This is a genomic window from Halorubrum yunnanense, assembly GCF_026586675.1.
In the GTDB taxonomy this organism is placed as follows: domain Archaea; phylum Halobacteriota; class Halobacteria; order Halobacteriales; family Haloferacaceae; genus Halorubrum; species Halorubrum yunnanense.
Genome location: NZ_JAODIX010000028.1, coordinates 1 through 14,052, shown reverse-complemented (window position 1 = coordinate 14,052; position 14,052 = coordinate 1). Strand labels below are relative to the sequence as shown.

Sequence of the window (14,052 nt, the reverse complement as noted above, 5' to 3'; positions counted from 1 at the left end):
CGGTGGGCGTCGCTTATGCTGTACGCAGCCGTGACACGTCGTAACTAAGACCGGAAACGGGGAAGCGGCTACTCCCGAACTGTTCGGCGGTTTAAATACCCACCCGTCGTCGGCGGTCGCGTTAAGTTTGGCGTGAATTGTGGTAGACGGCGACGGCTTCGAGCCAATTTTGAGCTGTCTCTAGCGCGACATTGCTGAAACTATTTGCGAACGATGATGTTCGCTGTTCTATTTCCCAAAAGACACGTTCGATAGCATTTCGATTTCCATGTCGAATGACTTGAAATCGATACCCGTCTTTAGCAAGAACTGGTCCAAGATAGTCTGCGTCATCAACGAGAAACTTCACATCATCGAGTTGGTAGCGCCGGTGTAGCTCGGTGAGAAACCATCGCGTAGTCTGTTTATTTGCGGTCGGATAGAGGCTCACGTGAAGGATTTTGTTCGTGTATGGATCAACCGCACCGTACAGCCAGAATTTCTGACCGTGGAGGCGGATCATCTTTTCGTCAACCGCGAGCTGATCCTCGGAAACGGTCGAGATCGGCTGTAGATCGGCTTTATGAACCCAGTTGTGAATAGCGACGTGACTCCGATCAATTCCGTATTCTTCAAGAAATTTACTCACCTCGCGTAGTGACATACCGCCCAAGTGACAGCGGATCCCTACTTCAATCGCCTATCGGGGCGTTCGATCTCGCTCCACAAACGACAAGTCGATCCACGCGATACCATCGTTGAGGCGGTCGAATTCTGCCATAGACACTCAGAACTCGTCCGCCTCATCCTCTAACTTAACGCGACCTCGTCGGCGAGGGAACGCTTAAAAGCGTCCGGCCGGAACGAAGGGGTGTGCCCACCTTCGAACTGAACCTCTCGGACGACGTCTACGCGGAGTTCCAACAGCTCGCCGAACAGGAGTTCGTCTCCGAGGAACAGGCCGCGGAGGACCTCATCGCCTCCGGCATCGAGGCGTACAACGTGAGCGTCGTCGACGACGACCCGCGCGACGAGATGCTCGACGGCGCGGAGAACAACATGTTCGACACCGCACAGGACCCCGGGAGCTTGGAGGACGACCGGCTGTAGCCGACCCCGTTTTAAATAGGACCCTCCCCTCAGTAACCGAGCCAGAGCAGTCGGTTCGCCAGCAGCGTGACCAGTCCGAGAGCCATGACGCCCGCGAGTAGCCCGAAGGCGACTCCCCAGCCCGCGACGTCCGAAACGGTTCCGACGACGACGCTACCGGACGCTCCGATCACCATGTAGGCGGTCCGGACGAGACCGAACCCGGCGCCGCGCTCGGCGTCGGAGAGCAGGTCCATGAACCGCGACTGGACCGGCGCCCCCCACGACATCGCGACGCCGACGAGACAGACTGCGGCGACGGTCGCGCCGAGACCGAGGTCGAACCGCGCCGTCGCGACGAGCAGCCCGTAACCGACGATCCCCGCGCTCATGGTGCCCATGGCCGTCGCGTCGCGGCCGAACCGGTCGGAGAGCGACCCCGTGATCGGCTGGGTACCGCCGTGGACGAGGAAGTAGAGGGAGAACAGCAGCGCCGACAGCCCGGTCGAGAGGCCGCCCCCGACGTCGAGGAACGTCGGGAGGAAGGAGGCGGTCGCCTGCCACGTGAACGCGCCCATCGTCGCCAGCGCGGTCGTGTAGAGGATCGGCGGCCGGGAGAGCAGCTCGACGAGCGGGGCGAGGGCGAACCGCTCGCGGACCGGCTGGTCGGGACGGACGGCCTTGGTGGGGCGCACCCGCCACGCGATCAGGGCGAACACCGGCACCGCGACGGCGGCACCGAGCAGGATCCCGGCCCGCCAGCCGTGTCGCGAGCCGACGAGCGCGGCGAGCGGCGGCGCGGCGAGCCCGGCGAGCGGGCCGCCGGCGACGTGGACGCCGATGGCCCGACCGATGTCGTCGAACTGCTTGGCGAGGAACGTCGTCGCCACCGAGTAGTGGAGGCCCGCGCCCGCGCCGAGCACCACGGTGAACAGCATGAAGACGGCGATCGACGGGGAGACGGCGATCAGCAGCGAGGCGACCGCGGTGGCGCCGACCGCCGTGAGGATGACGACGCGCTCGCCGTACCTGTCGCCGAACACGCCAGAGGGGAACTGGGCCAGGGCGTACGCGAGCCACATCCCCGAGAGCGCGAGCCCGACGGTCGCGTTCGAGACGCCGAACTCGGCCGTAATCGTCGGGACAAGGGGGCTGATGACGAGCCGCGCGACCATCGTCGCGGTGAACGCGAGCGTGCAGAGGGCCAGTGCCGTGTGCCGGTACCGCCAGTTCACGGGCATCGTTCTCGACGGCGGTCAAAGCGGGTTCCGGTCGCGGCCAGTCGAGCCGGGTGCGGTGTGCGAGCGGTTCGCAAATCGGGGGCGTCGACGACGCTCAGAGCTCGAACGAAATCGGGTACTCGCTGAGGTTCTCGTGGCCGTCCTCGGTGACGACGACGAGGTCCTCGATCCGGACGCCGCCGACGTCGGGGTCGTACAGCCCCGGCTCGACGGTGATCACGTGACCGGGCTCCAGCTCGCCCCCGCCGCTCGCGAGCCGGGGGGACTCGTGGACGTCGAGGCCGATGCCGTGGCCGGTCGAGTGGATGAACCCCGTCTCCGTCTCGGGGTCGGTGCGGAACGTCGGCTCGCCGGCCTCCTCGTACACCTCGCAGGCGGCGGCGTGGACGTCCCCGCCGGTCGCCCCCGGCTCGACCGCGTCGAGGGCGGCGTCGAGCGCGCGCTCGGTGAGGTCGTACCACTCGCGGAGCGCCGCCGGCGGCTCGCCGACGCAGAACGTCCGGGTCATGTCGGCGTTGTACCTCGTCGCCTTCGACCGCGGGAAGATGTCGACGATGATCGCCTCGTTCGCCCGGAGCGGGCCGGACCCGCGGTCGTGGGGGTCGGCCGCCTGCGCGCCGCCGGCGACGATCGTCTCGTCGAGCGCGCAGCCGTGGCGGAGCAGCGTCACCTCGATCTCCTCCGCGACGCGCTCGCTGGTGAGCGGCTCGCCGTCCGCGAGCAGGAGCGTCCCGGGGGTGAGATCGCCGTCGGCGGGCTCGCCCCCGGTGGACGCGCCCTCACCGGCGACGGCCGCGCTCGCGAGCAGCTCCTCCGCGGCGCGCATCGCGGCCTCGTTCGCCCGCTGCGCCTCGCGGATCGCGTCGACCTCCTCGTCGGTCTTCACGGCCCGGACCTCGCGGAGGAGGTCGTCGCCGTCGACCGCGACGTCGACCCCGCGCTCGCGCATCGCGTCGGCGGTCCCGACCGGGGCGCGCGGGGGCATCGCCACCGACTCGACGCCCTTGTCGCGGACGAAGGCGGCGTACATGTCGTTCCGGTCCTCGCGGCCGCCGTACTCGTAGCCGTAGTCGGCGTGGCGCTCGACCGTGTCGGCGGTGGCCTCGGTCTTCGCCCGCCCGTACTCCAACCCCGAGACGAGCGCGTGGACCTCGCCGTCGGCGTACAGCGTCAGGAACGGGTCCGGGCCGGTGAACCCCGAGAGGTACAGCTGGTTCGCGTCCTCTTGGGAGGCGTCGAGCAGGTAGCCGTCGGCGTCGAGGTCGGCGAGCGTCTCGTCGAGCCGTGTCCGGTTCATACGCGAGTTGCTCGGGCGACCCCCAAGTCGGTTGCCCTCGCGGAACCGGCCGCGGTCGCGTGTCGCGTCGGCGCGAGACGAGACCGGCTGAAACCGATCCACGAACCGTTTTGGTCCGGCGGCGCACCGATCTGCGCATGGACCTGTCAGTCGACGCCGACCGCCTCCGGGCGGACCTGGAGGCGAACGCGGCGTTCGGTCGCGTCGAGTACGACGACTCGGGGAAACGCGGCCGGACGAACCGGACCGGGAGCGAGGCCAACGCGGCCGCCCGCGACCGGCTGGTGGAGCGGATGAGAGACGCCGGGCTCGAGGTCGCGATCGACGGGGTCGGGAACGTCCTCGGAACGTGGACCCCTGACTCCGCGGACCCGGCGGCCGCGCCCGTCGTGAGCGGGAGCCACCTCGACAGCGTCCCCGAGGGCGGGATCTTCGACGGCCCGCTCGGGACGTACGCCGCGCTGGAGGCGGTTCGGGCAACGCGGGAGGCCGGCGTCGAACCGACGCGTCCGGTCGGCGTCGTCAGCTTCACCGAGGAGGAGGGGGCCACGTTCGGGAACGGGCTGCTCGGGTCGAGCGTCGCGACCGGCGAGACGGACGCCGAGGCGGCGCTCGCGTCCGAGAGCGACGACGGCGAGACGCTCGGCGAGGCGCTCGACCGGATCGGCTACCGCGGCGACGACGCGGTCAACCCCGCGACGTGGGCGGCCTTCTACGAGCTCCACATCGAGCAGGACACCGTCTTGGAGGCGGCGGGCGCGGACGCCGGCATGGTGACGACGATCACGGGGATCACCCACTGCGACGTGACGATCGAGGGCGAGGCGAACCACGCGGGCGCGACCGCGATGGGCGATCGGACCGACGCGCTCGCGGCCGCCAGCGAGTTCGTCCTCGACGTCGAGGGGGCCGCGAACGCGGTCGTCGAGGAGTCGAGCGCGTCCGCGGTCGGCACGGTCGGGTCGCTGTCCGTCTCGCCGAACGCGACGAACGTCGTTCCCGGGCGCGTCGACGCCGAGGTCGACATCCGGGACGTCGAGGGGGAGTCGATGGAGACTATCGTCTCGGAGGCGCGCGAGTCGCTCGCCCGACTGGAGCGCGATCGGGGCGTCGAGACCTCGTTCGAGCGCCCCTTCGACGTGGCGCCGACGCCGATGAGTGACCGCCTCCGGGAGGGCGCCCACGCCGCCGCGGCCGACGCCGGCCGGACCGCGCTCGACCTCCACTCCGGTGCGGCGCACGATGCGATGCGCGTCGCCCGCGTCACCGACGCCTCGCTGCTGTTCGCGCCCTCGCGCGGCGGGATCTCGCACAGCCCCCGCGAGTGGACCGACTGGGCGGACTGCGCGGCCGCGACCGAGGTGCTGGCGGGCGCGCTGGCGCGGGTCGCGGTCGACGAGTCGTAAGGCCGGAGAGGCGCGGTCGGACCGCGTCACGACCGTTTTGCCGATCGGCCGCGACCGCCCGGCAGTGAATGCGACGCGGGGCGAGTCGTGGCCGGAGCTCCGCGTCCGGTACCTCACGCACCCGCGCCGGGGACAGCGCGTGAAGAACCGCCCGTACGAGCGGATCCTCGAGCGGTTCAACGACGTGCCGGACCGGGTGGGGTTCCCGGTGAGCCGGGTCCGGTAGCGCGAGCGAGAGCGATCCGGGTCACCGGTGGGGTTTATATATGATGACGTACAGATCCGTCCGCGTTCCGAGAGTCGAGGTAAAGACGCGAAGGAGATGAAACGGCCGTTTTCGGTGGCTCATCCGGATTTTACAGAGTCACTGGCGACCCAATACCCGATGTATTTATATACTTAGAGAACTTACTATTAGTTAACGAATCGGCCACCCCGGCACCTGTATTTCAGTCGGGAGTTCGATCGGAGAGAACCCATGACAGAAACACGTACACGCGACTACGGCGGGGAAACGGAGCGAGCAAGCCGAGACCGGTCGGCGGAGACGGAGACGGACGAGTCAGAATCGACGGCGGCGGAGCGGACAACAACCTGTCCCGAGTGCGCTGGGAGCCTCATCAGCGACACGGAGCACGGCGAGACGGTGTGTGACGACTGCGGGCTCGTTGTCGAGCAGGACTCGGTCGACCGCGGCCCGGAGTGGCGCGCGTTCAACTCCAACGAGCGGGACAGCAAGTCGCGCGTCGGGGCCCCGACGACGAACATGATGCACGACAAGGGCCTGTCGACGAACATCGGCTGGCAGGACAAAGACGCCTACGGCAAGTCGCTGTCGAGCCGTCAGCGCGAGAAGATGCAGCGGCTCCGCACCTGGAACGAGCGGTTCCGCACCCGCGACTCGAAGGAGCGCAACCTGAAGCAGGCGCTCGGCGAGATCGACCGGATGGCCTCGGCGCTCGGCCTCCCGGACAACGTCCGCGAGACCGCCTCCGTCATCTACCGCCGCGCGCTGAGCGAGAACCTCCTGCCCGGCCGCTCGATCGAAGGCGTCGCGACCGCGTCGCTGTACGCGGCCGCCCGACAGGTGGGGAACCCGCGCAGCCTCGACGAGTTCACGGCCGTTTCCCGCGTCGAGAAGATGGAGCTCACCCGGACGTACCGCTACGTCATCCGCGAGCTGGGGCTGCGCGTCCAGCCGGCCGACCCCGGGAGCTACGTCCCGCGGTTCGTCTCGCGGCTGGAGCTCTCCGAGGAGACGCAGCGGCTGGCTCGCGAGCTCCTCGAGGGCGCGAAGGAGTCCGGCATCACGAGCGGGAAGTCCCCGGTCGGGCTCGCCGCGTCCGCGGTGTACGCGGCCGCGCTCCTCTCGAACGAGAAGGTGACCCAAAGCGAGGTGTCGGCGGTCGCCGACATCAGCGAGGTCACCATCCGGAACCGGTACAAGGAGCTCCTTGAGGCGAGCGAAGAGATAGCGGCCTGACGTCGGCGCTCGACGCCGTCTCTCCGCATCGGCCGCTCTCCGCGTCTGCCGCCTTCCTTCGGCCCGGTCCGTCCGTCGGCTTTCCGCCGCATGAGAGCGGCGGTGCCCCCGCCTCGGACCGGGCCGGATATCCTCGCCACGTACGTTTTTAAGTCGGCCGCGTGTACGGAAGTTCATGGTTGACGCGTTCGTCAGACTCGTCTGTCCGGAGTGTACCAAGGAGTGGCAGGACAACCCCGGGGACCTCCAAGACCTCCGCTCAAACTTCAGCTGCCCTGAGTGCCACGCGACCCGCCGACTGACGGAGTTCATGCGCACCGAACGCGACCTCGAAGCCGTCAAACAGTTCCAGTGAGCCGCCTCGCCGGCCGGAACCGCGCCGCGCTCTCGAGTCCGACGGTCTCGTCGCCACTCGAAGCCGCCTGAAGCCGATCGCGGCGTCAGCCCGAGAACCCCTCTCGGTGGCGGCGCAGCGGGTGCGGATCCGCGGAACCTTCCCGATCGATAACCCGGAAAGCGGGGTCTGGGCCCCGAAAGCGGCGATACGCGGGCTACCCATGGTAACGTGGCTCAAGATAGTAATATAAACCTCCGGTAGCAAAGGGCTGTTACTCATGAAGAAGCAGGAGCTCATCCATCTTCACGGCCTTCTCGCAGAGGTACGAAAACAGTGCGAGTTCTGGGACGAGGACGTCGACCTCGAGGCCTACGAAGAACTGGGCGTCAAACCGACATCGATTCACAAGTCGAAGACAGACCACAAGGCGGCCGTTTTCAAGCTGACCGAGGGAATCACCGAGCCGATGGACGAATCCGAATCGGAGCCGCTGGCCCCGACCGCAGACTGAGACTTCGCTCCCGTTTCCGACCGCTCGTCTGGTCCGTAGCGCCAGCCACGCAGCCCTCACCGCTTCTCTACCGTCGCTCTATTCGGGTCTACCGCCAAGGTCGTCGACCGCTTACCGCCCCTCGGTCGACGGCGAGTCCGAATCGACCTCCGCCTCCGGCTCGTCACCGGTTCCGATCTCCTCGACGTCGAGCACCGTCAACGGGATGTTCCGGAGCCGCTGTCCGATCTCCTTGCGCGCGACGCGGCTGGCGTGTTCGGCGCGTTCGACGTTGAACACGTCCATCTGGAGTTCGAGGGCGACGAGCGCCTCGTCGGCGGCCACGAACGCCGGCGCCAGCTCCTCGCCCGCGGGCGACGTGCGGCTTCCGGTGTCGATTTCGACGTAGCTCAGGTCCGGATTCAGCATCTCCCCGGTCTTCGAGATCGCGATCCGGACGGCTTCGTCGGGGGTCCCGACGTCGTACACGGGGACGGCGGCCTCCACGACGACTCGACAGTCCATCACGGAGACGTATACCACACGAACGAGTATGAAGGTTCGGCCGACGAGTCCCGAGGCCGAGACGGCGACACGACGGGCGACTGCCCCGACTCACTCGCCGCCCGCGCGGAGGTAGTAGAACACGTACGTCTGGGCGTAGCCGGCGTACCGGCCCCCGAAGCGCTCGCGGATCGCGCGCGACGTCTCGGCGTAGTCGCCGCGCTCACAGTCGGGGTAGTACTCCTCGATGGTCGTCCGGATCCAGGTGTCGAGCGGGACCGCCTCGAGGAAGCCGAGCGAGAACAGGAGGACGCAGTCGGCGACCTTGTCGCCGACGCCGACGAACCGCGTCAGCGACTCGCGCGCCTCTTCGTACGGGAGCTCCGCGGCCGAGAGCGGGTCCGCCTCGCCCGACGCGACCATCTCGGCCGTCCGCCGGACGTAGGGCGCGCGGTAGCCCAGAGAGAGGTCGCGAAGCTCCTCCTCCGTCCGGGCGGCGAGCTGTTCCGGCGTCGGGAACGCGTGGTACGGCTCCCCGTCGAGTTCGACGACGTCGCCGTACGTCTCCCGGAGGCGACGCTGCATGCCGTGGATCCGTGCGACGCGCATCTGCGCGGAGCAGATGAAGGATATCAGACACGGGAAGACGGGGTCGCGGGTGAGCCGCATCCCCTCGTAGGCGCCGTACGCCCGTTCGAGGAGCGGGAGGTCCGGGGTCGCGTCGAGGACCGCGTCGAGGTCGTCGTCGAGCCGAAACAGGTGTTCGAGGACGGGGGCGGCGTCGACCGTCGACTCCCAGCGGAGGGTCCCGTCGTGGACCCCCCCGTCCTGCCTGACGCGCAGGGGGATGCGCTCGTCGACGACCCCGGGGATCGGGGCGACGACCGTCTCGTACCACTCGTCGCCGTCGTGGGCGTGCAGGTCGGCGTACGTCTCGCCGTCTGCGCGGTTCCAGAGGTAGCTCTGACCGCTCTCGACGGTCGCCTGGAGGTCGAACGGGCCGGCCAGCTCCGCGACGTCGATCGCGCCTCGTTCCATTACGAATCTACAGGGGCCCCGACCGTATCCGGATTTCGGTCCCGGTCGGCCGACGCGAGAGCCCGCGACGCGTCTGCGGACCGGTCCGAGACCGAGTCGCCGGCAACCCCGGCAGGCGAGACGGGGTTTTTGCCCGGTGGCCACGTAGGGATGGGTATGCCGACGTACCGCCGGACGACCCGCGTGCCCGCGCCCATCGACGAGGTGTGGGCGTTTCACTCCACGATCGACGGCCTCCGCGCGCTCACGCCGGGGTGGATGGACCTCCGTATCGCCGGCGTCGAGGGACCGGACGGGGAGCCGGACCCGGAGGTGCTCACCGAGGGGTCGCGGATACGGATGTCGATGCGGCCGTTCGGCGTCGGACCCAGACAGCGGTGGACCTCCCGGGTCACCGAGCGAGAACCCAGCGGCGACGCGCCGGTCGAGGGGAGCGCGCACTTCGTCGACGACATGGTCGGAGGGCCCTTCCGTCGGTGGGAGCACACCCACGCCTTCTACGCCGACGACGAGGAGACGCTCCTCGTCGACACCGTCTCCTACCGGCTGCCGCTCGGTCCGCTCGGAGACGTCGCCGGTCCGTTCGCGAAGGTCGGGTTCGAGGGGATGTTCCGGGACCGACACCGGCGGACGATCGACCGGTTCGAGGCGTGATCGAAGGATCGGTGACCGGGTTAGTCAGGCCGGAGCGGTCGCCGTCTCCGTTTCGAACGAGAGCTCAAACACCGCACCGCCGTCGTTTCGGACGTCGATCCCCCAGCCGTGGGCGTTGGCGATCCGGTTGACGATAGCGAGCCCGAGCCCCGAGCTTCCCGCCGTCGAGAACCCCGACTCGAACAGCGAGTCGCGGGCCTCGGGCGGTACTCCCGGCCCGTCGTCCGCGACGTAGAGCCCCCGCACACCCGAGCGACCGTCCTCGACGCCGACCTCGATGCCGACGCCCCTCCCGCCGTGATCGACGGCGTTGCGGAACAGGTTCTCGAACAGCTGTCGGAGGCGGCTCGGATCGGCCTCCACGTGAGCGACGTCGTCCGCGATCGTCAGCGTCGCCTTCGGCGCCCGGACGGACTTCCAGGCGTCCTCGGCGACCGCCGCGACCGAGACAGACTCCGTCTCGTCGATCGCGTCGCCCCGTCTGGCCAGCATCAGGAGGTCGTCGATGAGCGTCTCCATCCGGAGTACCGCGCGCTCCATCGCTTCGTACTTCGGGCGCTCGACGTCGTCCGCGACGAGGTCGAGGTAGCCGGAAAGGACGTTGAGCGGGTTGCGGAGATCGTGCGAGACGACCGCGCTGAACTGCTCAAGCCGCTCCGTCTGGCGGCGGAGTTCGAGGCGCCGCTCGTTCCGCGCGATGGTGTTGGCGATCAGGTCGCCGAAGGTGCGGTACGCGGCGACCTCCTCTTCGGTCCACGCTCGCGGGTCGTCGACCTCGAAGGCGAGGACGCCGATCAGTTCCCAGTCGGAGACGAGTGGCACGTGGACCGTCGCCGGCGAGACCTCGGCTCCCGCGTGGTCGGACGGCTCCTCACCGGCCTCCCCGGCGACAGACGAACGGACGACGTCCTCGAACGTAGAGAGCGCTTCCGGGTCGGGGAACTCGCCGAACGGCTTCGGCTCCGGGTCGGACTCGCCCGACGACCAGTGGTACGCCGGCTCAAACGCGCCCTCGTCCTCCAAGTAACAGACGATCCGATCGATCGCGACCTGCTGCCCGACGTGCTTCATCGTCCAGACGATCTTCGTTTCGACCTCGTCCGACCTGGTGCTCATCAGGGTGGTTCCGGCGTCCAGCAGCACTTCCCGAAGCCGCGCGACCTCGTCGCCGCCGAGTCGCGTCAGCGCGGGATCGATCGCGTCCCGCAAGCGCTCAACCAGGGGATCGGCCGCGCCCTCGTCGTCGGCTTCCGACCCACCGCCGGGTTCGCCGGCGACGACGCAGTCAACCTCGGCATCGAGGACGGTACGGAGCGTGTCGATCTCCGGCTCCTCGACGGCGACGATTACGGGAACGGTCTCGGGCGTCGCCGAGAGGTGGTGCCGGACGGCGTCCGACGCGAGCGCGTCGGCGGTGGTAACGACTCCGCAGGCGTCGCTCAGCAGCGATGTGGCGTTCTCTGCGACTTCCGAGAACTCAGCCGGTGCGATCGATCCGCAGTCCGGCGATCGAGGGCCGCTCCAAGCGGCCGTCACCGCGTCGCGGACGCGGTCACGCGCGTTCGTGTCGTCGCCTACGTAAGCGACGACGGAACGACGGTGCATACGATGACATGCCGACGGTTACATATCAACGTTAACACCCGAATATCGGGCGTGAGAACGTCAGTTGGCCGTGCCCGTCGACGTCAGCGCGATTCCGGCGAGGACGACGGCACCGCCGACGAGCGTGACGGGGGTCGGCACCTCGCCGAGGAGGAGGAACGCGAGCAGCGTCGCGCCGACCGGTTCGCCGAGGAGCGACACGGAGGCGACGCTCGACTCGACGTGCGCGAGCGTCCAGTTGAGAACGGTGTGCCCGAGCAGGCCCGGACCGAGCGCGAGCCCCGCAAAGAGGGCCCACTCCCGAGACGGGTATCCGGCGAGCGGGTGCCCCTGCAGCAGGACGATGGCGAGGAGCGAGACGGTGCAGACGCCGTAGACGACGACCACGTACGGGACGAGCGAGACGCGCTGTCGGAGGGAACGGCCGGCGAGGACGTAGCCGGCCGCCGTCAGAGCGCCGAACAGCGCCAACCCGTTTCCGTAGAGCGGCCGAGGCCCGACGAGTACCCCGCCGAGGAAGTCGCCGAGGGACATCGCGACCATTCCCGCGATCGCGACCGCGATACCGGCCACCATCCGACGTGTCACGCGTTCGTGGAGGAGCAGCCACGCGCCGAGCGCGACGAACACCGGCTGGGCCTGAACGAGCGTGACGCTCGCCGCGACGCTCGTCCAGTCTAGGCTCTCGAACCAGGCGGCGAAGTGGAGCGCGAGCGCGACGCCCGACAGCGCCGCGAACGCGAGATCGCGGCGGTCGATGCAAGCGAACTCATCCCGATACCGCCAGAGCGCGACCGGGAGCAGTGGTAGCGTCGTGAAGAGGACGCGATAGAACGCGGCCACCGAGCTCGGTGCGTCGCTGAGCCTGACGAGAATCGCCCCGGCGCTCACGGCGACGACCGCGGTCGCGAGGGCGGCCGCCGGCGGGACTCGGGGATTGGTCGACATCGGGTTGGCAGTCGATTCCCGCGCACCTCGCTTACAGGTTTCGAGACGGCACGGGGACGTTCAGTCCCTTCCCAACGGAGATTTGCGACTCCGGTTCGAACGGCCACGCATGTGCGCAGACACGTTCGGCGTGGGGGTCCACGTCACCGAGGAGGAGCTCCGGTTCGTCGTCCGCGTCCCGTCTGACGTCGACTCCGGGTGGACCGATCCCGAGGCGTTCCAGTCCCTCGTCGCCGAGACCGTTTGGGAGTTCCTCGATCAACGGGCGGTCCTCGGAGCCATCGCCGATCGGTTCGAACCGGGCTCGACGGTCACGCTCGGGACGGTCACGCTCGAACCGGACGGCACCGTCGTCTCACACGACCTCGACGCTCCGGGGGCGGAATCGGGCGATCAGACGGAGTGAATCGAAGGGAGCGCCCGCGTCGATTCCTTAGTCGTCGCCGGCCGTCGCCGACCCCTCGTCCGCGCCGGGTCCTCCCGACGACGTCGCGAGGGCGGCTCCGACCACCCACATCAGGTCGGGATCGTAGGCGGTGAGATCGTACCGCGTCGATCCGACGGTCTCACCCCAGGTGTCGAGCACGTCGAGCCGAACGAGCCCCGACAGGGTCGCACCGAGCGTCCGCGGCGTCGTTTCCGGTTCAGAGAGGGAAGCGTGTATCTGCCGCGATTGGGGGTAGTTCCGCGTGCAGCGCTCGATCCCGTCGCGCGCCTCCGCCCAGTGGCGACGCACGTACCCGAACGTCGTGGGGTCGTCCCGTCGCAGTCGGTCGAGGGCTCCGGTAACGGGGTGGTCGACGTGTCCCGCGACGTCGCTCGGGTCGAACAGCGATCGGACAGCGGCGGCCACCTCGGGACGATGCGAGCACCCGACGACGACGTCTGTGATACCCGTGAGCCCGCTTAGGGCCGCGACAAACGACCGAGTATCAGGGACGCCCCGGTCAGCGAGTAGGCGGGCGATATCGTCGACGACGACAGACGGTCCCTTCCACTCGGCCTCGGTGACGTGCGTCGAAACGGCGTCTACAACGCGATCGAGATCCGCAGACTCGTCGACCATCGTGTACGCGAGCCGGCGTCCCGGAACGACCTGCGTCGTCGCGGTCGCTCCGCGGGTGGTGTCGCTCGCCGAGACGATCGCCTCCCGCGTCGGATCTAGCCGGGGCGAATCGCGCCAGCCGCGTCGCCACTCCTCGATTCCGGTCTCGAACAGCACGGAAATCACTCGCTCCGCCGACGAACCGTCACGGACCGGCGGCTGCCCGGCCGCGGACAGTCGGACGGTGAGGCCGTGGTCGAAATCCGTCGGAGCGGCCATCAATACAGTTAGGTTCAGCGACAAAATTAATAAACTTACGGATGAACGTCTCAATATTGAAATTTAGCCGTTGCAGTACTGAAATGCGTTATCGCACCGCAGTCGGCCAGCGCCGTCGCTCACCCGTGTTATATTCTCCATACTCCAAGCTCGAGGTATCCTAGCCGAGTCAACTCGTGCGAGCTCGGATGCAACTGAGCAGCGCCAAACCCCGTCGAGGGCGTCCGATAACATCGAACAGAGCCGAATCGGGCGGAGACGAACGTGGGCCGAGTTATTCTGGAGCAATCGCTCCTATGAGTGGGCTACGAGGATGAAAGTATGAATGGGCAGGCGGCGAACCGCGGTTCCCAGAGGATCGCTCACTCCAGTACTTCCCGGTACGCTGGTGGGCTTAACTTCCGTGTTCGGAATGGGTACGGGTGTTTCCCCACCGCTCTGGCCGCCTTCACGCCGACGCTCGGATTCGAACCGAACCTCTCTCCGCTCTCACGAGCGGCGAGAGACACCTGTGTCGGTGGCTCTGATCTCTCGATCAGCCGACCGTGTATACGTGCGATCCAGTTACCGCCTGAACTCAACCGAGCGTGGTGTCAGTGCCGTATGATTGTGGCTTCGGTCTGTTAGTACTCGTGGACTCAACACCTCGTTGCCTTG

The 14,052-nt window shown here is 68.0% G+C and carries 14 protein-coding genes, 1 rRNA gene and 2 pseudogenes; 8 read left to right on the top strand and 9 right to left on the bottom strand.

Annotation, left to right across the window (positions count from 1 at the left end; translation table 11 throughout):
- Positions 1 to 121: 121 nt before the first annotated feature.
- Positions 122 to 760 (bottom strand): annotated as a pseudogene (locus N5096_RS06255) (IS6 family transposase).
- A 92-nt stretch (positions 761 to 852) separates the two neighbouring features.
- Between N5096_RS06255 and N5096_RS06250 the strand changes: the two are divergent.
- Positions 853 to 1,089, top strand: a complete 237-nt coding sequence (locus tag N5096_RS06250; protein WP_008003406.1) for a DUF7120 family protein — start codon at positions 853 to 855, stop codon at positions 1,087 to 1,089.
- A gap of 29 nt (positions 1,090 to 1,118) precedes the next feature.
- Here N5096_RS06250 and N5096_RS06245 read toward each other — a convergent pair whose 3' ends face one another.
- Both N5096_RS06245 and N5096_RS06240 read right to left on the bottom strand, forming a co-directional pair.
- The gene (locus tag N5096_RS06245) at positions 1,119 to 2,303 is read right to left on the bottom strand and encodes an MFS transporter (RefSeq protein ID WP_379790099.1); all 1,185 of its coding nucleotides are present in this window, start codon (positions 2,301 to 2,303) and stop codon (positions 1,119 to 1,121) included.
- Between the two features lie 100 nt (positions 2,304 to 2,403).
- Positions 2,404 to 3,606: a M24 family metallopeptidase gene (locus N5096_RS06240; protein WP_267663452.1), complete on the bottom strand. Its 1,203-nt coding sequence runs from the start codon at positions 3,604 to 3,606 to the stop codon at positions 2,404 to 2,406.
- Between the two features lie 137 nt (positions 3,607 to 3,743).
- Between N5096_RS06240 and N5096_RS06235 the strand changes: the two genes are divergently transcribed.
- The 5 genes and pseudogenes from N5096_RS06235 (at position 3,744) to N5096_RS06215 (ending at position 7,343) form a co-directional block, all read left to right on the top strand.
- Positions 3,744 to 5,012, top strand: coding sequence for a Zn-dependent hydrolase (locus N5096_RS06235; RefSeq protein ID WP_267663451.1), 1,269 nt, complete (start codon positions 3,744 to 3,746; stop codon positions 5,010 to 5,012).
- A gap of 52 nt (positions 5,013 to 5,064) precedes the next feature.
- Positions 5,065 to 5,238, top strand: a pseudogene (locus tag N5096_RS06230) (mechanosensitive ion channel family protein); the annotation flags it as partial.
- Between the two features lie 252 nt (positions 5,239 to 5,490).
- Positions 5,491 to 6,495 (top strand): transcription initiation factor IIB, encoded by a 1,005-nt coding sequence (locus N5096_RS06225; RefSeq protein ID WP_267663450.1) that lies wholly within the window; start codon positions 5,491 to 5,493, stop codon positions 6,493 to 6,495.
- A 175-nt stretch (positions 6,496 to 6,670) separates the two neighbouring features.
- The gene (locus tag N5096_RS06220) at positions 6,671 to 6,850 is read left to right on the top strand and encodes a DUF7836 family putative zinc-binding protein (RefSeq protein WP_267663449.1); all 180 of its coding nucleotides are present in this window, start codon (positions 6,671 to 6,673) and stop codon (positions 6,848 to 6,850) included.
- Positions 6,851 to 7,109: 259 nt separating this feature from the next.
- Positions 7,110 to 7,343 (top strand): UPF0058 family protein, encoded by a 234-nt coding sequence (locus N5096_RS06215; protein ID WP_267663448.1) that lies wholly within the window; start codon positions 7,110 to 7,112, stop codon positions 7,341 to 7,343.
- A gap of 111 nt (positions 7,344 to 7,454) precedes the next feature.
- Here the strand turns inward: N5096_RS06215 and N5096_RS06210 are convergent, their stop codons facing one another.
- Both N5096_RS06210 and N5096_RS06205 read right to left on the bottom strand, forming a co-directional pair.
- Positions 7,455 to 7,847: a DUF555 domain-containing protein gene (locus tag N5096_RS06210; RefSeq protein WP_267663447.1), complete on the bottom strand. Its 393-nt coding sequence runs from the start codon at positions 7,845 to 7,847 to the stop codon at positions 7,455 to 7,457.
- Between the two features lie 90 nt (positions 7,848 to 7,937).
- Positions 7,938 to 8,864, bottom strand: a complete 927-nt coding sequence (locus tag N5096_RS06205; RefSeq protein WP_267663446.1) for a DNA-3-methyladenine glycosylase family protein — start codon at positions 8,862 to 8,864, stop codon at positions 7,938 to 7,940.
- Between the two features lie 156 nt (positions 8,865 to 9,020).
- On the opposite strand from N5096_RS06205, the gene N5096_RS06200 reads away from it, so the two are divergent.
- Positions 9,021 to 9,518 carry an SRPBCC family protein gene (locus N5096_RS06200; RefSeq protein WP_267663445.1) on the top strand — a complete coding sequence of 166 codons (498 nt, stop codon included), beginning with the start codon at positions 9,021 to 9,023 and terminating at the stop codon, positions 9,516 to 9,518.
- Between the two features lie 24 nt (positions 9,519 to 9,542).
- On the opposite strand, the gene N5096_RS06195 is transcribed toward N5096_RS06200, so the two are convergent.
- Together N5096_RS06195 and N5096_RS06190 are read right to left on the bottom strand one after the other, a co-directional pair.
- Positions 9,543 to 11,123 carry a sensor histidine kinase gene (locus N5096_RS06195; protein WP_267663444.1) on the bottom strand — a complete coding sequence of 527 codons (1,581 nt, stop codon included), beginning with the start codon at positions 11,121 to 11,123 and terminating at the stop codon, positions 9,543 to 9,545.
- Between the two features lie 60 nt (positions 11,124 to 11,183).
- The gene (locus tag N5096_RS06190) at positions 11,184 to 12,071 is read right to left on the bottom strand and encodes a DMT family transporter (RefSeq protein WP_267663443.1); all 888 of its coding nucleotides are present in this window, start codon (positions 12,069 to 12,071) and stop codon (positions 11,184 to 11,186) included.
- A gap of 109 nt (positions 12,072 to 12,180) precedes the next feature.
- Here N5096_RS06190 and N5096_RS06185 point away from each other — a divergent pair, with 109 nt between their 5' ends.
- Positions 12,181 to 12,477, top strand: a complete 297-nt coding sequence (locus tag N5096_RS06185; RefSeq protein ID WP_267663442.1) for a DUF8124 family protein — start codon at positions 12,181 to 12,183, stop codon at positions 12,475 to 12,477.
- Between the two features lie 27 nt (positions 12,478 to 12,504).
- Here the strand turns inward: N5096_RS06185 and N5096_RS06180 are convergent, their stop codons facing one another.
- Positions 12,505 to 13,395: a hypothetical protein gene (locus tag N5096_RS06180; protein WP_267663441.1), complete on the bottom strand. Its 891-nt coding sequence runs from the start codon at positions 13,393 to 13,395 to the stop codon at positions 12,505 to 12,507.
- Positions 13,396 to 13,723: 328 nt separating this feature from the next.
- Positions 13,724 to 13,845, bottom strand: a 5S ribosomal RNA gene (gene rrf, locus N5096_RS06175).
- Positions 13,846 to 14,052: the final 207 nt, after the last annotated feature.